18 protein-coding genes are annotated in these 17,777 nt (G+C 65.4%); 17 read left to right on the forward strand and 1 reads right to left on the reverse strand.

Annotated elements, in window-relative coordinates:
- Nucleotides 1-70 precede the first annotated feature (70 nt).
- From L1081_RS11640 to L1081_RS11670, 7 genes are all read left to right on the forward strand, one after another.
- Nucleotides 71-421, forward strand: a complete 351-nt coding sequence (locus L1081_RS11640; RefSeq protein WP_012746856.1) for an FKBP-type peptidyl-prolyl cis-trans isomerase — start codon at nt 71-73, stop codon at nt 419-421.
- A 269-nt stretch (nt 422-690) separates the two neighbouring features.
- Complete coding sequence (gene grpE, locus L1081_RS11645) at nt 691-1,230, forward strand: nucleotide exchange factor GrpE (RefSeq protein ID WP_489416536.1); 540 nt, start codon at nt 691-693, stop codon at nt 1,228-1,230.
- 112 nt (nt 1,231-1,342) lie between these two features.
- On the forward strand, nt 1,343-3,283 hold the full coding sequence (dnaK, locus tag L1081_RS11650) for a molecular chaperone DnaK (RefSeq protein ID WP_489416537.1): 1,941 nt from the start codon (nt 1,343-1,345) through the stop codon (nt 3,281-3,283).
- A 97-nt stretch (nt 3,284-3,380) separates the two neighbouring features.
- Entirely contained in the window at nt 3,381-4,517 is a 1,137-nt protein-coding gene (gene dnaJ, locus L1081_RS11655; protein WP_489416538.1) for a molecular chaperone DnaJ, read from the forward strand.
- Between the two features lie 670 nt (nt 4,518-5,187).
- A complete protein-coding gene (locus L1081_RS11660) occupies nt 5,188-7,110 on the forward strand; it encodes a PrkA family serine protein kinase (RefSeq protein ID WP_012746852.1) in 1,923 nt (640 codons plus the stop codon).
- A 66-nt stretch (nt 7,111-7,176) separates the two neighbouring features.
- Nucleotides 7,177-8,469: a DUF444 family protein gene (locus L1081_RS11665; RefSeq protein ID WP_489416539.1), complete on the forward strand. Its 1,293-nt coding sequence runs from the start codon at nt 7,177-7,179 to the stop codon at nt 8,467-8,469.
- The gene (locus tag L1081_RS11670; RefSeq protein ID WP_489416540.1) at nt 8,466-10,013 is read left to right on the forward strand and encodes a SpoVR family protein; all 1,548 of its coding nucleotides are present in this window, start codon (nt 8,466-8,468) and stop codon (nt 10,011-10,013) included. The genes L1081_RS11665 and L1081_RS11670 overlap by 4 nt, the downstream gene beginning before the upstream one ends.
- A 23-nt stretch (nt 10,014-10,036) precedes the next feature.
- Here the strand turns inward: L1081_RS11670 and aroQ are convergent, their stop codons facing one another.
- A complete protein-coding gene (gene aroQ / locus L1081_RS11675; RefSeq protein ID WP_319441462.1) occupies nt 10,037-10,477 on the reverse strand; it encodes a type II 3-dehydroquinate dehydratase in 441 nt (146 codons plus the stop codon).
- A gap of 55 nt (nt 10,478-10,532) precedes the next feature.
- On the opposite strand from aroQ, the gene L1081_RS11680 reads away from it, so the two are divergent.
- Genes L1081_RS11680 through L1081_RS11725 form a run of 10 tightly spaced genes read left to right on the forward strand, consistent with a single transcriptional unit; the run spans nt 10,533 to nt 17,680 of the window.
- Nucleotides 10,533-11,210: a Rieske 2Fe-2S domain-containing protein gene (locus L1081_RS11680; RefSeq protein WP_489416541.1), complete on the forward strand. Its 678-nt coding sequence runs from the start codon at nt 10,533-10,535 to the stop codon at nt 11,208-11,210.
- A gap of 13 nt (nt 11,211-11,223) precedes the next feature.
- Entirely contained in the window at nt 11,224-12,087 is an 864-nt protein-coding gene (locus L1081_RS11685; protein WP_489416542.1) for an aromatic ring-hydroxylating dioxygenase subunit alpha, read from the forward strand.
- Complete coding sequence (locus L1081_RS11690) at nt 12,084-12,722, forward strand: glutathione S-transferase N-terminal domain-containing protein (protein ID WP_489416543.1); 639 nt, start codon at nt 12,084-12,086, stop codon at nt 12,720-12,722. The genes L1081_RS11685 and L1081_RS11690 overlap by 4 nt, the downstream gene beginning before the upstream one ends.
- A gap of 41 nt (nt 12,723-12,763) precedes the next feature.
- Entirely contained in the window at nt 12,764-13,870 is a 1,107-nt protein-coding gene (locus tag L1081_RS11695) for an S-(hydroxymethyl)glutathione dehydrogenase/class III alcohol dehydrogenase (RefSeq protein WP_021006426.1), read from the forward strand.
- A 21-nt stretch (nt 13,871-13,891) separates the two neighbouring features.
- Nucleotides 13,892-14,818: an alpha/beta fold hydrolase gene (locus L1081_RS11700; RefSeq protein ID WP_489416544.1), complete on the forward strand. Its 927-nt coding sequence runs from the start codon at nt 13,892-13,894 to the stop codon at nt 14,816-14,818.
- Entirely contained in the window at nt 14,815-15,690 is an 876-nt protein-coding gene (gene fghA, locus L1081_RS11705; protein WP_489416545.1) for an S-formylglutathione hydrolase, read from the forward strand. Before L1081_RS11700 ends, fghA begins: the two co-directional genes overlap by 4 nt.
- Before the next feature lie 36 nt (nt 15,691-15,726).
- Entirely contained in the window at nt 15,727-16,230 is a 504-nt protein-coding gene (locus tag L1081_RS11710; protein WP_489416546.1) for a GNAT family N-acetyltransferase, read from the forward strand.
- A 25-nt stretch (nt 16,231-16,255) separates the two neighbouring features.
- Nucleotides 16,256-16,645 carry a VOC family protein gene (locus L1081_RS11715; protein WP_489416547.1) on the forward strand — a complete coding sequence of 130 codons (390 nt, stop codon included), beginning with the start codon at nt 16,256-16,258 and terminating at the stop codon, nt 16,643-16,645.
- A gap of 19 nt (nt 16,646-16,664) precedes the next feature.
- On the forward strand, nt 16,665-17,075 hold the full coding sequence (locus L1081_RS11720) for a TfoX/Sxy family protein (protein ID WP_489416548.1): 411 nt from the start codon (nt 16,665-16,667) through the stop codon (nt 17,073-17,075).
- Nucleotides 17,072-17,680, forward strand: coding sequence for a 3'-5' exonuclease (locus L1081_RS11725; RefSeq protein WP_489416549.1), 609 nt, complete (start codon nt 17,072-17,074; stop codon nt 17,678-17,680). Before L1081_RS11720 ends, L1081_RS11725 begins: the two co-directional genes overlap by 4 nt.
- Nucleotides 17,681-17,777: the final 97 nt, after the last annotated feature.

The raw sequence follows: 17,777 nt of genomic DNA on the forward strand, positions 1-17,777 counted from the left end.
TCGGTAAACTCCGCGCCTTCGATTCGTTTATCCATCCACTTCCATCCCCTTGACGCAAGGAGCGTTCAACATGCCTACCACTCCCTCCGGCCTGCAATACGAAGACACCACCGTGGGCGACGGCGCAGAAGCCAAGGCCGGCCAGCACGTGCATGTGCATTACACCGGCTGGCTCTACAACGACGGCGTGCAAGGCGCCAAGTTCGACTCGAGCCGCGACCGCAACGACCCGTTCGCGTTCTCGCTGGGTGCAGGCCAGGTCATCAAGGGCTGGGACGAAGGCGTTGCCGGCATGAAGATCGGCGGCAAGCGCACACTGATCATTCCCGCTTCGCTGGGCTACGGCGCACGCGGCGCGGGCGGCGTGATCCCGCCGAACGCCACGCTGAAGTTCGACGTCGAGCTGCTCGACGCGCACTGATCAACCCAGGCTCGCCCCCAGGCTGCGCGCACTTCGTGTCGCTGCGCCCTCCCCCTACCGGGGGCAACACCAGCGGCCCGGCAAAGCCGGTTCCGCGGTGTTCCACGAGGAATCCATCCTCAAAACCCGTGTAGCGGCCCCTTAGGCCGCATTTTTTCGCTTGAAAAGCCCCTGACCAGCCCCAAGTGGCTGGCTATCGTTTGTTTCCCGGCCTCCCGCCGGTTCTTTGAAAAATGTCTGACCCGCAACAATCCGCACAGAATTCGCAAATGCTGCAAGGCGAGCCAAGCCCCGAAGAACTGGAAGCCGCACAGGCTGCCAACGAAGCGGAGGCGCAGGATGCGCTGGCCGCAGTCCAGGGCGAACTCGCTGCCTTGCAGGCCAAGAACGCCGAACTGTCCGACCAGTACCTGCGCGCCCAGGCCGACGTGCAGAACGCCCGCCGCCGCGCCGACGACGAGATCACCAAGGCGCGCAAGTTCGCGGTCGAAGCCTTTGCCGAGAGCCTGCTGCCGGTGACCGACAGCCTCGAAGCCGGCCTGGCCATCAAGGATGCCACGCCCGAACAGATCCGCGAAGGCGCCGAAGCCACGCTGCGCCAGCTCAAGAGCGCGCTCGAACGCAACAAGGTGATCGAGGTGGCCCCCGCCCCCGGCGCCAGGTTCGACCCGCACCAGCACCAGGCCATCTCGGTGGTGCCCGCTCCCGAGCAGGAACCCAACACCGTGGTGAGCGTGCTGCAGAAGGGCTACACCATCAACGACCGCGTGCTGCGCCCCGCGCTGGTCACCGTCAGCGCCCCCAAGTAAGCGGCGCCGTACACACGATTCCCACAGGAAATCCCCGCTTCATACCTTGAATCGCGCCGGGTTATCCACAAGTTCATAACAACATATTTTTCAGGCTTTCAGGAGTAAGAACATGGCAAAGATCATCGGCATCGACCTCGGCACCACCAACTCGTGCGTGTCGATCATGGAAGGCAACACCACGCGTGTGATCGAGAACTCGGAAGGTGCGCGCACCACGCCGTCGATCGTGGCCTACCAGGAAGACGGCGAAGTGCTGGTCGGTGCCTCGGCCAAGCGCCAGGCCGTGACCAATCCCAAGAACACGCTGTACGCGATCAAGCGCCTGATCGGCCGCAAGTTCGAGGAGAAAGAAGTCCAGAAGGACATCGACCTCATGCCCTACACCATCGCGAAGGCCGACAACGGCGACGCGTGGGTGGAAGTGCGCGGCAAGAAGATCGCCCCCCAGCAGGTCAGCGCCGACATCCTGCGCAAGATGAAGAAGACCGCCGAAGACTATCTCGGCGAAGCCGTGACCGAAGCCGTGATCACGGTGCCGGCCTACTTCAACGACGCCCAGCGCCAGGCCACCAAGGACGCCGGCCGCATCGCGGGCCTGGACGTCAAGCGCATCATCAACGAGCCCACCGCCGCGGCCCTGGCCTTCGGCCTGGACAAGCAGGACAAGGCCGACCGCAAGATCGCCGTGTATGACCTCGGCGGCGGCACCTTCGACGTGTCGATCATCGAAATCGCGGACGTCGACGGCGAGAAGCAGTTCGAAGTGCTGTCGACCAACGGCGACACCTTCCTGGGCGGCGAAGACTTCGACCAGCGCATCATCGACTACATCATTGCCGAGTTCAAGAAAGAGCAAGGCGTGGACCTGGGCAAGGACGTGCTCGCGCTGCAGCGCCTGAAGGAAGCGGCGGAAAAGGCCAAGATCGAGCTGTCGAACAGCGCGCAGACCGACATCAACCTGCCCTACATCACGGCCGACGCCTCGGGTCCGAAGCACCTGAACATCAAGCTCACGCGCGCCAAGCTCGAAAGCCTGGTCGACGAGCTGGTCGAGCGCACCATCGCGCCCTGCCGCCTGGCCATCAAGGACGCCGGCATCAGCGTGTCGGACATCAACGACGTGATCCTGGTCGGCGGCATGACCCGCATGCCCAAGGTGCAGGAAAAGGTGAAGGCCTTCTTCGGCAAGGAGCCGCGCAAGGACGTGAACCCCGATGAAGCCGTGGCCGTCGGCGCCGCCATCCAGGGCCAGGTGCTCTCGGGCGACCGCAAGGACGTGCTGCTGCTGGACGTGACCCCGCTGTCGCTGGGCATCGAGACCATGGGTGGCGTGATGACCAAGATGATCACGAAGAACACCACGATCCCGACGAAGTTCGCGCAGACCTTCTCCACCGCCGAGGACAACCAGCCGGCCGTGACCATCAAGGTGTTCCAGGGCGAGCGCGAGATCGCCTCGGGCAACAAGCTGCTCGGCGAATTCAACCTCGAGGGCATTCCGCCGGCCTCGCGCGGCACGCCGCAGATCGAGGTGAGCTTCGACATCGACGCCAACGGTATCCTGCACGTGGGCGCCAAGGACAAGGGCACCGGCAAGGAAAACAAGATCACCATCAAGGCGAACTCGGGCCTGTCGGAAGACGAGATCCAGAAGATGGTGAAGGACGCCGAGCTCAACGCGGCCGAGGACAAGAAGAAGGTCGAGCTCGTGCAGGCCCGCAACCAGGGCGAAGCCATGGTGCACAGCGTGAAGAAGTCGCTCGGCGAGCACGGCGCGAGCCTGGACGCCGGCGAGAAGGAAAAGATCGAAGCCGCGATCAAGGACCTGGAAGAAACCCTCAAGGGCGAGGACAAGGCCGCGATCGAGGAAAAGACCAACACGCTGATGAGCGCCAGCCAGAAGCTCGGCGAAAAGATGTACGCCGATGCGCAGGCCGCGGCAGGCGCCGCGGGCGGTCCGGGTGCCGCTGCTGCTGGCCCGGAGGCTGCAAGCGCACCGGCCGACGACAACGTGGTCGACGCCGAGGTCAAGGAAGTCAAGAAGGACTGATCTTCAGTCCTTCGAACGAGGCTGGACCACCTGACCGGGTGTTCCAGCCTTTCTCGCTTCAAGTAACGGCTTCCCGCCCGCCCCGACCGAACCAGCCATGGCCACAAAACGCGACTACTACGAAACCCTCGGCGTTCCCAAGAACGCGAGCGAGGAGGAAATCAAGAAGGCTTATCGCAAGCTTGCGATGAAGCACCACCCGGACCGCAACCACGGCGACACCACCAAGGACGCCGAGACCAAGTTCAAGGAGGTCAAGGAAGCCTACGAAATGCTGTCCGACGCGCAGAAGCGTGCGGCCTACGACCAGTACGGCCACGCCGGCGTTGACCCCAACATGCGTGGCGGCCCAGGTGCCGAAGGCTTCGGCGGCTTTGCGGAGGCCTTTGGCGACATCTTCGGCGACGTGTTCGGCGGCGCGCGCGGGCGCACCAGCGGCGGGCGCCAGGTGTTTCGCGGCAGCGACCTGAGCTATGCGATGGAAGTCACGCTGGAAGAAGCGGCCGAAGGCAAGGACGCGCAGATCCGCATCCCGAGCTGGGACGATTGCGGCACCTGCAAGGGCACCGGCGCCAAGCCCGGCACCAAGCCCATCACCTGCACCACCTGCCACGGCGCCGGCGCCGTGCAGATGCGCCAAGGCTTCTTCAGCGTGCAGCAGACCTGCCCGACCTGCCACGGCAGCGGCAAGATCATTCCCGAGCCCTGCACCGTGTGCCATGGCCAGGGCAAGATCAAGAACAACAAGACGCTCGAGGTCAAGATCCCGGCCGGCATCGACGACGGCATGCGCATCCGCAGCACCGGCAACGGCGAACCGGGCACCAACGGCGGGCCGCCCGGCGATCTCTACATCGAGATCCGCCTCAAGAAGCACGAGCTGTTCGAGCGCGACGGCGACGACCTGCACTGCGTGGTGCCCGTCAGCATGACCACCGCGGCGCTGGGCGGCGAGATCAGCGTGCCCACGCTCAAGGGCGCCGCCGCCATCGATATTCCCGATGGCACCCAGAGCGGCAAGCAGTTCCGCCTGCGCGGCAAGGGCATCAAGGGCGTGCGCTCCAGCTATCCGGGCGACCTGTACTGCCACGTGCGCGTCGAAACGCCGGTCAAGCTCACCGAGCACCAGCGCAAGCTGCTCAAGGAGCTCGACGAATCGCTCAAGAAAGGCGGCGACAAGCACAGCCCGACCGACAAGGGCTGGTTCGACAAGGCCAAGGAATTCTTCAGCTGAAGAAAAGGCAGAGGTCCGGCGCTGCCGATTCCCCTGTCTTTTCAAGTAGTTAGAAAGCGCGGCACGCACTTGCTTCGATGCCGCCCCTGCTTCGCGCACGCGAACGGTGCCTGCCGACCTCGTTCGGTGCCGCGCACCATGACGACACCACCCCGGAACCTCGCCGACCACGCCTTGGCGCGCTTTCCCACGCCCACATGCGCGAGGTGCCCATCAAAAGATGGCGCAAGGATTGCTTTTATATATTTTGCGATTGAGCAATAAACCTAAACACGACCTGGCGCGTTATTGGTGTGTAACCGTTTTGAGCCGCCGGGGGCTCATTAGGAGGTGCTATCGCGGGAAAAGATGCAATGACTGCATATGCCGATCGCCATAGGTATTTTCACTGGGCGGCAGGGTGGCGCTGAGTTCGGTAGCCCGAACCCTGAAATTTAGCTGGAATTGCCAAATGCTGCGGGTTTTTCTCAGGAACTTTACTCGGCACTGTGGTTCTGATTTAACAAAGAATTTTCCGGGTGCACTCTTTGCTTTATGCTGTTTGTGCAGATGGAGATTAAGGGAGTTTCGATGGCTTGCAGCCATGGGCGGTACACCTTTAAAAAGTTGCTACGCGTTGCGGCTGCTGGCTTGGGGTCAATAAACCCGCAGACCTGATGGAGGCGTGACCATGGATGTGATCAGCAACTTTGCCGCCCGTTACGAGCGCACCCGCGAGGAAGTTCTCTCGCTGCAGGACTTCCTGGATATCTGCAAACGCGACCCCACCGCGTATGCCACCGCGTCCGAGCGGATGCTCAAGGCCATCGGCGAACCCGAGCTGGTCGACACGCGCAACGATTCCCGGCTTTCGCGGATCTTCGCGAACAAGGTCATCAAGATCTACCCGGCGTTCAAGGAGTTCTACGGCATGGAGGACGCCATCGAGCAGGTGGTGTCGTACTTCAGGCATGCCGCCCAGGGCCTCGAGGAAAAGAAGCAGATCCTCTATCTGCTCGGCCCGGTCGGTGGCGGCAAGAGCTCGATCGCCGAGCGCCTGAAGCAGCTCATGGAGCATGTGCCCTTCTACGCCATCCAGGGTTCGCCGGTCAACGAGACGCCGCTCGGCCTCTTCGACGCCGCCGAAGACGGCGAGATCCTCGAAAAGGAATACGGCATCCCGCGGCGCTACCTGAACCGCATCCTCTCGCCCTGGGCCGTGAAGCGGCTCGAGGAGTACGGCGGCGACATCCGCCAGTTCAAGGTGGTCAAGCGCTACCCGTCGGTGCTGCGGCAGATTGCCGTAGCCAAGACCGAGCCGGGCGACGAGAACAACCAGGACATTTCCTCGCTGGTGGGCAAGATCGACATCCGCAAGCTCGAGACCTATGCCCAGGACGACCCCGACGCCTACGCGTATTCGGGCGGCCTGTGCCTGGCCAACCAGGGTCTGCTGGAGTTCGTGGAAATGTTCAAGGCGCCCATCAAGGTGCTGCACCCGCTGCTCACGGCCACCCAGGAAAGCAACTTCAAGGGCACCGAGGGCTTCGGCGCCATTCCGTTCGACGGCATCGTGCTGGCGCACAGCAACGAGAGCGAATGGAAGGCCTTCCGCAACAACAAGAACAACGAGGCTTTCCTCGACCGCATCTACATCGTAAAGGTGCCCTACTGTTTGCGCGCCTCCGAAGAAATCAAGATCTACGAGAAGCTGGTGCGCAACTCGTCGCTCGCCAAGGCGCCCTGCGCCCCGGGCACGCTGCGCATGATGGCCCAGCTCTCGGTGCTCACGCGGCTGAAGGAACCCGAGAACTCCAGCATCTACAGCAAGATGCAGGTCTACGACGGCGAGAACCTCAAGGACACCGATCCCAAGGCGAAGTCGATCCAGGAATACCGCGACTACGCCGGCGTCGACGAAGGCATGAGCGGCGTCTCGACGCGCTTCGCGTTCAAGATCATCTCGAAGGTGTTCAACTTCGACAGTTCCGAGGTGGCGGCCAACCCGGTGCACCTGATGTACGTGCTCGAGCAGCAGATCGAGCGCGAGCAGTTTCCGCCGGAAACCGAGCAGAAGTACATCAGCTACATCAAGGAGCTGCTGGCGCCGCGCTATGCCGAGTTCATCGGCAAGGAAATCCAGACCGCCTACCTGGAGAGCTACAGCGAGTACGGCCAGAACATCTTCGACCGCTACGTCACCTATGCCGACTACTGGATCCAGGACCAGGAGTTCCGCGACGTGGACACCGGCGAAGTGTTCGATCGCGCCTCGCTCAACGCCGAGCTCGAGAAGATCGAGCGGCCCGCGGGCATCGGCAATCCGAAGGACTTCCGCAACGAGATCGTCAACTTCGTGCTGCGCGCGCGCGCCGGCAACGCCGGTCGCAATCCGGCATGGACCAGCTACGAGAAGCTGCGCGCGGTGATCGAGAAGAAGATGTTCTCCAACACCGAGGAACTCCTGCCGGTGATCAGCTTCAACACCAAGAGCAGCGCCGACGAGCAGAAGAAGCACGAGGACTTCGTGACTCGCATGGTCGAGAAAGGCTATACGGCCAAGCAGGTTCGCCTGCTCTGCGAGTGGTACCTGCGCGTGCGCAAGAGTTCATAGCGGCAGTTCACAGCGGCGGGGCCCCAAGGGCTTCGCCCCCTTTTTGCAAGGAGCTTTGACAACATCGTGGCCATCCTGCAGCAGATCATCGACCGCCGGCTTTCGGGCAAGAACAAGTCCATTGGCAACCGCGAGCGCTTCCTCAGGCGCTACCGAGGGCAGATCCAGGAGGCTGTGCGGCGCGCGGTCAGCGGGCGCAACATCCGCGAACTGGAGCAAGGCGAAGATGTCACCCTGCCGCGCCACGATGTGTCCGAACCCGTCTTCGGCCATGCGCGCGGCGGCGACCGCGAGTACGTGCATCCGGGCAACCAGGAATACCTGAAGGGCGACCGCATTGCGCGTCCGGAAGGGCAGGCCGGCGGCGGCTCGGGAAGCGGCGAGGCCGGAGATGGCGGAGAGGGCGAGGACGACTTCGTCTTCCGCCTCACGCGCGAGGAGTTCATGCGCGTGTTCTTCGACGACTTGGCGTTGCCGCACCTCATTCGCACCCAGATCGCCGAGGTGCCCGAATGGAAGAGCCACCGGGCCGGCTTCACGAGCGACGGCTCGCCCAACAACCTGCACGTGGTGCGCTCGATGCGCGGCGCCCTGGCGCGGCGCATTGCGCTGGGCGGCGAGCCGCGCAAAGAGCTGCGCCGCCTGGAGACGCACCTGCTGCACCTGCGGCAGCATCCGCAGGCCGAGCAGCCCTTGATCCAGAAGGAAATCCTCGAGACCGAGGAGCGGATCGCCGAACTGCGCCGAACTTCGCGCCACGTGCCCTACATCGATCCGATCGACCTGCGCTACCGCAATCGCGTGAAGACGCCCGTGCCCAGCGCCAAGGCCGTGATGTTCTGCCTCATGGACGTGTCGGGATCGATGGACGAGGCACGCAAGGACATGGCCAAGCGCTTCTTCATGCTGCTCTACATGTTCCTCACGCGCCATTACGAGACCATCGACCTCGTGTTCCTGCGCCATCACACGCAGGCGCAGGAAGTCACCGAGGAAGAGTTCTTCCACGCCACCGAAACAGGCGGCACCGTGGTGTCGAGCGCGCTGGTGCTGATGGACGAGATCATCAAGGCGCGCTACCCGAGCGGCGAATGGAACGTCTACGGTGCGCAGGCGAGCGACGGCGACAACTGGCACCAGGACAGCGGGCGCTGCCGCGAGCTGCTGGTCGACCACATCCTGCCGGTGGTGCGCTACTACGCCTATGTGCAGGTGGCCGAAACCGAGCAGAACCTGTGGCAGGAATACGCGCAGCTCGAAGGCATCGAGACCAATTTTGCGATGCGCAAGGTATCGGACGCGCGGGACATCTATCCCGTCTTCCGCGACCTCTTCAAGAAGGAGGGAGTGCCCGCATGACCTCCGACCACCCTCCCCTCGAGCGCGGCACCGAGCGCCTGGAGCGCCTGCCCAGCCCGTCGGACTGGACCTTCGATCTCATCGAGACCTATCACACCGAGATCGCGAAGACGGCCAGGAGCTTCGGCCTGGACGTTTACCCGAACCAGCTCGAGGTGATCACCGCCGAGCAGATGATGGATGCCTATGCCAGCGTCGGCATGCCCATGATCTATCGCCACTGGTCCTACGGCAAGCAGTTCATCGCCACCGAGAAGAACTACCGCCGCGGCCACATGGGGCTGGCCTACGAGATCGTCATCAACTCGGACCCGTGCATTGCCTACCTGATGGAAGAAAACACCATGGCCATGCAGGCCCTGGTGATCGCGCATGCGGCCTATGGCCACAACAGCTTCTTCAAGGGCAACTACCTGTTCCGGATGTGGACCGATGCGTCCTCGATCATCGACTACCTTGTCTACGCGCGGCACTACATCGCCGAGTGCGAGGAACGGCACGGCCTCGATGCGGTGGAGCAACTGCTCGACTCCTGCCACGCGCTGATGAACTACGGCGTCGACCGCTATCGCCGTCCGCAGAAGCGCTCGCTGGCGCAGGAGAGTACGCAGCGCGCCGAACGCGAGCGCCACATGCAGCAGCAGGTCAACGACCTCTGGCGCACCCTGCCGCGCAAGAGCGAGCACACCACCGAGTCCGACTCGTCGCGCCGCTTCCCCTCGGAGCCGCAGGAGAACCTGCTCTATTTCATCGAGAAGAACGCCGCGCTGCTCGAGCCCTGGCAGCGCGAGGTGGTGCGCATCGTGCGCAAGATCGCGCAATATTTCTATCCGCAGCGCCAGACCCAGGTCATGAACGAGGGCTGGGCGACGTTCTGGCACTACACCCTGCTGAACACCATGTACGACCGCGGCCAGCTCGCCGACGGCTTCATGATGGAGTGGCTCAGCTCGCACACCGGCGTGATCTTCCAGCCGCCCGTCGGGCATCGCGCCTACAGCGGCATCAACCCCTATGCACTGGGTTTCTCGATGTTCACCGAGCTGCGGCGCATCTGCGAAAAGCCCACCGAGGAAGACCGCCGCTGGTTCCCCGACTTTGCGGGCACCGACTGGGTCAAGACGCTCGACTACGCCATGCGCAACTTCAAGGACGAGAGCTTTGTCGGCCAGTTCCTGAGCCCCAAGACGATGCGCGATTTCAGGCTGTTCGCGATCCGCGACCACCAGAGCGAGCCCGAACTCGAGGTGTCCGCCATCCACGACGACAGCGGCTACCACGCGCTGCGCGAATCGCTGTCACGCCAGTACGACATCAGCAGCAGGGAGCCCGACATCCAGGTGTGGAACGTCAACATGCGCGGCGACCGCGCGCTGACGCTGCGCCACACGCAGCGCAACAACCTGCCGCTGCACGACGATGCCGAAGAAGTGCTGAAGCACGTCGCGCGTCTGTGGGGCTTCGACGTGCACCTGGAAAGCGTCGACGCCCAAGGCCACATCAGCCGCAGCTGGAAGGCCGTCGCGCCGCGGCAAACCGACTGACCGGCAGCGCGCCGCCAGGCTCGTCAGGGCACCAGGGCCGCAATGGCCAGCGCGTAGCCCTTCACGCCAAGACCCACGATGATGCCGCGCGCCGCGGGCGAAATGTAGGAGCGATGGCGAAACTCCTCGCGCGCGTGCACGTTCGAGATGTGCAGTTCGATCAGCGGGACGCTCGCGCCCTTGATGGCGTCGTGCAGCGCGATCGAGGTGTGGGTGTAGGCGCCCGGGTTCATCACCACGCCCAGCATGTGGCCCGCGGCCACCTCGCGGCCGGCCTCGTGGATCCAGTCGATCAGCACGCCCTCGTGGTTCGACTGGCGGCATTCGATCTCCACGCCATGCTTCGCGCCGGCCTCCTGGCACAGGCGCTCGACGTCGGCCAGCGTGTCGCGTCCGTATTGCTCGGGCTCGCGGGTGCCGAGCAGGTTGAGATTGGGGCCGTTGAGGACGAGTATTTTCTTCATGGTGAATGGCTGCGTGCGATGCCGCCATTATGGTTGCGCTAAGGTGGCGCGCATCATGAGCACAGACAGCATTCCAACCTGGCACCCGGTGGCCCCCTCGGCCGAACTGCGCCCCGGCGCCAACATCGTCGCGGGTTTTGCCGAGGGCCAGGAGCTGGCGCTCTGGCGTTCGGCCGCCGGCGCTGCGCAGGCCTGGGAAAACCGCTGCCCGCACCGCAGCGTGCGCTTCACGCTGGGGCAGGTGGTGCAGGACCGGCTTTCATGCGCGTACCACGGCTGGCAGTACGACGCCGGAAGCGGCCAGTGCGCGAGCATTCCCGCCCACCCGGGCATGCCGGCGCCGCGCAACGTGTGCGCGAAGGTTTTTCCCGCAGCCGAGGCTTCCGGCATGCTGTGGGTGAACCTCGCGCCCGCGGCGCCGCCCTCTCCGCCCCCGGACGACGCCGTGCCTGCCGGCTGGTCGTTCTGCCGCACGCTCTGCGTGCGTGCCGATGCGGCCCGCGTGCGCGATGCGCTCGCGGCGCGCGGGTTCGCGACAGAGGCGCCGGCGCTCGCCATGCGCGGCGCGCTCGACCACGTCGCCGCCACCGCGCTGGTGCTCGATGCCCAGCCACGGCTGGCCTTCATTCACCTCTGGACCCCTGCCGCACCCGGCAGCGCCGCCATGAAGACCCTGCACATCGCCGCGCGCGCACTGCGCGGCGAAATCGAAGCGCGGCAGCAGGCGGCCTGACCGGAAGAACCCCATGCCCTTCATCACCGATGACCCCAACATGCTCGACGACTGGCTGGTCGCCGGGCCCGCGGCCGCGCTCGCCGGCACCTCCGAAACACAGCCCCGCTCGGTTCGCCTGCTCGGAGAAACGCTGCAGTTGTGGACCGATGCCGCCGGCATGCCGCAATGCCGGCTCGGCGCGCAGGCGCTCTCGGTCCAGGCGCGCCACGGCTATGTCTGGGTCTGCCCGAGCGGCCGGCCCGCACGTCCGCTGTTCGACTTTCCCGAATACGGTGAACCGGGTCGCCGCATCGTCGATTGCGGCGGCGTTGGCGTGGCGGTATCGGGGCTGCGCGTGATCGAGAACTTCCTCGACATGGCGCACTTCCCGTTCGTGCACGCCGGCTTCCTGGGCCAGGTGCCGCACACCGAGGTGGCCAGGTACCAGGTGCAGGTCGATCCCGCCACGCAGGAGATCTGGGCCACCGATTGCCGCTTCTGGCAGCCCCGCGCCTCGGCCGCCCACGGCAGCGGCAGCGAAGTGCTCTACAAGTACCGGGTGATGCAGCCGCTCTCGGCCATGCTCTACAAGTCGAGCTCGCGCGCCGGCGAGCTCGACGCCATCGGCCTGTTCCTGCAGCCGCTGGACGACGAGCACGTGATCGCCCATACGCTGCTGGCCTGCTACGACGACACCTCTACCGATGCCGAGCTCATCGCGTTCCAGCAGACGATCTTCGGGCAGGACAAGCCGATCCTGGAGAACCACGCCTTCAAGCGCATGCCGCTCGAAGGCCGCGCCGAAACGCCGACGCGGGGCGACACCTCCTCCGTCACCTACCGGCGCTGGCTGCGCGAGCGCGGCATGCGCTTTGGCGTGAGGCAGGCGGCATGATCCGGCTCTACGACTACGCGCTGTCGGGCAACTGCTTCAAGGTGCGGCAGATGCTCGCCTGGCTAGGCCTCGACTACCAGCGCGTGCCGGTCGACTTTCATCCGGGCCGCGAGCACAAGTCGGCCGCGTTCCTGGCAGAGGTCAATCCGCTGGGCCAGCTCCCGGTGATCGATGACGACGGCTTCCTGCTGCGCGACGCGCAGGCCATCCTCGTCTATCTCGCGAGCAAGCATGACGCCGAGGGCCGCTGGTACCCCGCCGATCCGCAGCTGCGCGGCCAAGTCGCAATGTGGCTTGCCATTGCCGACGAACTCACCCGCACCGCCTCGGCCGCGCGGCTGCACGATGCCTTCGGCTACGAGGACATCGACGTCGAGGCCTGCCGTCGCGGTGCGCACGCAGCCTTCCGCCTGCTGGACGACCACCTGGCCGAGCGCGCCAGCGAAGGCCGGCAGTGGCTGGCCGGCCCGCATGCGACCGTGGCCGACCTGGCCTGCTTTCCCTATGCGGCGCTGGCCGGCGAAGGCGGCATTTCGCTGGACGAATACCCCGCCCTGCGACACTGGATCTGGAACTTCCGCCACCTGCCCGGCTTCATCGGAATGTCGGGTATCTTTGCCGCCGGGGCGGCCTGAACGCCGGCCTCGCTATCCTTGTCCCTTTGCCCTGAAGCGCCATGAAAACCAAAGCTGCCGTCGCCTGGAAATCCGGAGCCCCGCTCACCATCGAAACCGTGGACCTCGAAGGGCCAAAATTCGGCGAGGTGCTGGTCGAGATCAAGGCCACCGGCATCTGCCACACCGACTACTACACCCTCTCGGGCGCCGACCCCGAAGGCATCTTCCCGGCCATCCTCGGCCATGAAGGCGCGGGCATCGTGGTCGACGTGGGCCCCGGCGTCACCACGCTGAAGAAGGGCGACCACGTCATTCCGCTCTACACGCCCGAATGCCGCCAGTGCAAGTTCTGCCTGTCGCGCAAGACCAACCTCTGCCAGCTGATCCGCGGCACGCAGGGCAAGGGCCTGATGCCCGATGCCACCTCGCGCTTCAGCCTCGACGGCAAGCCCATCTTCCACTACATGGGCACGAGCACCTTCAGCAACTACACCGTCGCCCCCGAGATCTCGCTGGCCAAGATCCGCGAGGACGCGCCCTTCGACAAGGTCTGCTACATCGGCTGCGGCGTGACCACCGGCATCGGCGCGGTGATCTTCACGGCCAAGGTGGAAGCCGGCGCCAACGTGGTGGTGTTCGGCCTCGGCGGCATCGGCCTGAACGTGATCCAGGGCGCGAAGATGGTGGGCGCCGACAAGATCATCGGCGTCGACCTGAACCCCGAGCGCGAGGCGATGGCGCGCAAGTTCGGCATGACGCACTTCCTCAACCCGAAGGAGCACGAGAACATCGTCGATGCGATCGTGCAGCTGACCGACGGCGGCGCCGACTACAGCTTCGAGTGCATCGGCAACACCAAGGTGATGCGCCAGGCGCTCGAATGCACGCACAAGGGCTGGGGCCGCAGCATCATCATCGGGGTGGCCGAGGCCGGCGCGGAAATCAGCACGCGGCCGTTCCAGCTGGTCACGGGCCGCAAGTGGGAAGGCTCGGCCTTCGGCGGTGCGCGCGGCCGCACCGACGTGCCGAAGATCGTCGACTGGTACATGGAAGGCAAGATCAACATCGACGACCTGATCACCCACACCATGCCGCTCGAAGACATCAACAAGGGTTTCGACCTGATGAAGCGCGGCGAGTCGATCCGCGGCGTGGTGCTCTACTAGCCTTCGAGGAGAACGCCCGCCATGAACCGCATGGAACCCCTGCGCAAGATCGATGCGGGCGTCCTCGAGATCGCCTATTACGAAACGGGGCCTTCGGGCGGGCCGCCCGTGCTGCTGATGCACGGCTTTCCGTACGACATCCACACCTACGCGGAGGTCGCGCCGATGCTCGCGGAGCAAGGCTGCCGCGTGATCGTCCCATACATGCGCGGCTACGGTGCCACCCGCTTCCTGAGCGATGCCACGCCGCGCTCGGGCGAACAGGCGGCCTTCGGCGCCGACCTGCTCGCGCTGCTCGACGCGCTGAAGATCGAACGCGCGGTGCTCGCCGGCTACGACTGGGGCGGCCGCGCCGCCTGCGTGGTGGCGGCGCTGTGGCCCGAGCGCTGCGCGGGCCTGGTCTCGCTCAACAGCTACAACATCCAGAACATCGCCAAGGCGATGGAGCCGGACACGCCCGAAAACGAGCACAGCCTCTGGTACCAGTACTACTTCCATAGCGAGCGCGGCCGCGCCGGCCTCGCGAAGGACCGCAGGTCGCTCACGCGGCTGCTGTGGCGGCTCTGGTCGCCGACCTGGAAGTTCGACGAGGCCACCTTCGAACGCAGCGCCGCGGCCTTCGACCACTCTGATTTCGTCGAGGTGGTGATCCACTCGTACCGGCATCGCTTCGGCCTGGTTGCAGGCGACCCGGCCTACGCGGACATCGAGCGCCGGCTGGCCGCGCAGCCCGTGATCACCGTGCCCGCCATCACCTTCGACGGCATCGACGACGGCGTGCGGCCGCCCGCCGATGCCTCGGCCCATGCGCAGCGCTTCAGCGGCCCGCGCTCGCACCGCCTGGTGCCCGGCGCGGGCCACAACCTGCCGCAGGAGGCGCCGCGCATCTTTGCCGACGCCGTGCTCGAACTCGTGCCCGCATTGCGGCACCACAACACTTCCCGATGACCGACTCCCTCAAGACCCTTTCCGAGCACCATGCCTTCGGCGGCGTGCAAAGCTTCCACGAGCACGCCTCGCACGAGATCGGCCTGCCGATGCGCTTTTCGGTCTATCTGCCGCCGCAGGCCGCGCACGAGCGCGTGCCGGCCCTGCTCTATCTTGCGGGGCTGACCTGCAACGAGGAAACCTTTGCAGTGAAGGCCGGTGCGCAGCGCATGGCCGCCAGCCTGGGCCTGGCGTTGATCGCGGCCGACACCAGCCCTCGCGGCAGCATCGCCGAAAACCTGCCCGGCGCCACCGCCCACTGGGACTTCGGCGTTGGTGCGGGCTTCTACCTCGACGCCACCGAGGCGCCCTGGTCGACCCACTGGCGCATGGAAAGCTGGATCGTGCAGGAGTTGCTGCCGCTGGTGGGGCGGCACTTTGCCATCGACGACCAGCAGCTGGGCATCTTCGGCCATTCGATGGGCGGCCACGGCGCGCTCACGCTGGCGCTGCGGCATCCGGGGCGCTTCAAGTCCTTGTCGGCCTTCGCGCCCATCTGCGCGCCCACGCAATGCCCATGGGGCCAGAAGGCGCTCGGCGGCTACCTGGGCGAGCCCGGCGGCGACCGCGCGCAATGGCTCGCGCACGACGCCAGCGCGCTCATGAAATCGCAGACCGCCGTACCCTATCCGCAAGGCATACTGATCGACCAGGGACTGGCCGACAAATTCCTGGCCGAACAGCTGTACCCCGAAGCCTTCGAGGCCGCCTGCTTTGCCGCCGGCCAGCCGCTCACGCTGCGCCGCCATGCGGGCTACGACCACGGCTACTACTTCATCCAGACCTTCATGGCGGACCACATCGCACACCACGCGCAGACGCTGCGCGGCTGATCGACCGCGGCCCACGGCCGGCTTATCATGGGGCGCATGTCCGCAGCACAGATTCCCGCCTTCCAGTTGCGGTCCCGCGACGGTGCCGCCGAAGAGAGCCTGGCGCTGGCCGGCATCTGGCGCCGCGCCTGGATTGCGGCCAACCGGAATGCCGCCGTCATCGAGCCGATCACGCATTGGCTGCGGCGCGTGCAAACCGAATTCATACCACCCGCCGACGTGGTGCTGGCCGAGCGCGAAGGCCAGGTGCTCGCCTTCATGGTGCTGCTGGTGCGGCGCGAATACGTGGCGCAGCTGTTCGTCGAGCCCCATCTTCGCAACCAGGGCCTGGGGCAGGCACTGCTCGACGAAGCCAGCGTGCGCATGCCGTTCGGCTGGAAGCTTCACGTGGCCACCAGCAATACCGCGGCGCAGCGCTTCTACGAACGCTACGGCCTCGTGCGCGGCGCCGTCGACCGGCACCCGGCCAGCGGACGCGAACGGGTCGCCTACCATTGGTATCCGGCGGGCCCGCCATCACAGTCGCGGCGTATCGGCTGAGCGCTCGCCTTTCCCCGGTTTCTTCATGCGCATCGATCACATTGCCCTCTGGACCACCGATCTCGAACGGTGCAAGCGCTTCTACGTCGACTACTTCGGCGCCACGGCCGGTGCGGGCTATGTCAATCCGGCCAAGGGCTTTGCGTCCTGCTTCCTGAGCCTGGGCGATGGCGCCCGCATCGAGGCCATGACCACCCGCACGCTCTCGCCAGTGCCCGCCGAACCCGGCGCGCAGCGCATGGGCTGGACGCACCTGGCCATCAGCGTGGGTTCGGAGACTGCCGTCGACGAACTGACGCAGCGGCTAGAGTCGGATGGCTACCCGCTGCTCGACGGCCCGCGCCGCACCGGCGACGGCTATTACGAGAGCGTGGTGCTCGACCCCGACGGCAACCGGATCGAGATCACCGCATGAGCCGCTGGAAGCTTGCCCGATGAGCGCATTCGTACAAAGCCTGCACGAAGTTTTCGAGCGCCTCGGCCGCATCGAAACGCGCCGCATGTTCGGCGGCCACGGCGTGTGGCACGAGGGCCGCATGATCGCGCTCGTTGCCAAGGACACGCTCTACCTCAAGTCCGATGCCGGCAGCGCCGAGCATTTCGACAGGCTGAACCTGCCGCCCTTCACCTATGTGCGCGAAGGCAAGGCGATGCCCATGTCGTACCGGTTGGCCCCGGCCGATCTTTTCGAAGACCGCGAGGAAGCCGCGCTCTGGGGCCGCCGCGCCTATGAAGCGGCCCTGCGTTCGGGCCAGCCTCCGAAGAAGAAAAAGACCGTGGCTGCCGCCAAGAAAACTCCTCCCAGGAAAGCCCCAGTGAAGAAAAAGAAAGCAGCCCCCTCGTGAGCGACAACCCTCCCGCGCTGCCGCCCCTTCCCGAACGCGAGCAGATCGCGCTGCTCGAACCCTTCGAAGGCCTGGACCTGAAAGACATCGTGGTCGTTTCCACGCTGCAGGACGCCGAACATGCCGCCGCCGAATTGCTGGCCGCCGGCATCGCGGGATTCGACACCGAATCCAAGCCCACCTTCGCGAAGAACGAAGTCTCGGGCGGCCCGCACGTGGTGCAGTTCGCCACGCGCGAGACCGCCTGGCTGTTCCAGCTGCACCGCACCGAATGCAACCCGGTGGTCGCAACGCTGATTGCGTCCACCGAACTGCGCAAGGTCGGCTTCGGCCTGTCGACCGATCTCACGCTGATACGCAACCGCCTCAACATCGAGCCGAAGGCTGTGTTCGACATCGACAGCGAGTTCCGTCGCCGCGGCTACCGCAAGTCGGTGGGCGTAAAGGCGGCCGTGGCGCTGGTCTTCAACCGGCGCTTCGTGAAGTCGCGCAAGGCGACCACCTCGAACTGGGCCAACAGGCAGCTGACCGAAGCGCAGATGCGCTATGCGGCCAATGACGCCTATGCATCGATCCGCGTGTTCGATGCGCTGTTCGGCGGCTGAAACGCCGGCGCCCCTGCATCCCGACCGGCCATAGGCGCCTGCGGCTGCGGTTGCGCGGCGCCCCCGGCACAATGCCCGTCACATCCACCGCAGACGA

This window comes from Variovorax sp. MSC1_012 (genome assembly GCF_023667525.1).
GTDB lineage: Bacteria > Pseudomonadota > Gammaproteobacteria > Burkholderiales > Burkholderiaceae_C > Variovorax > Variovorax beijingensis_B.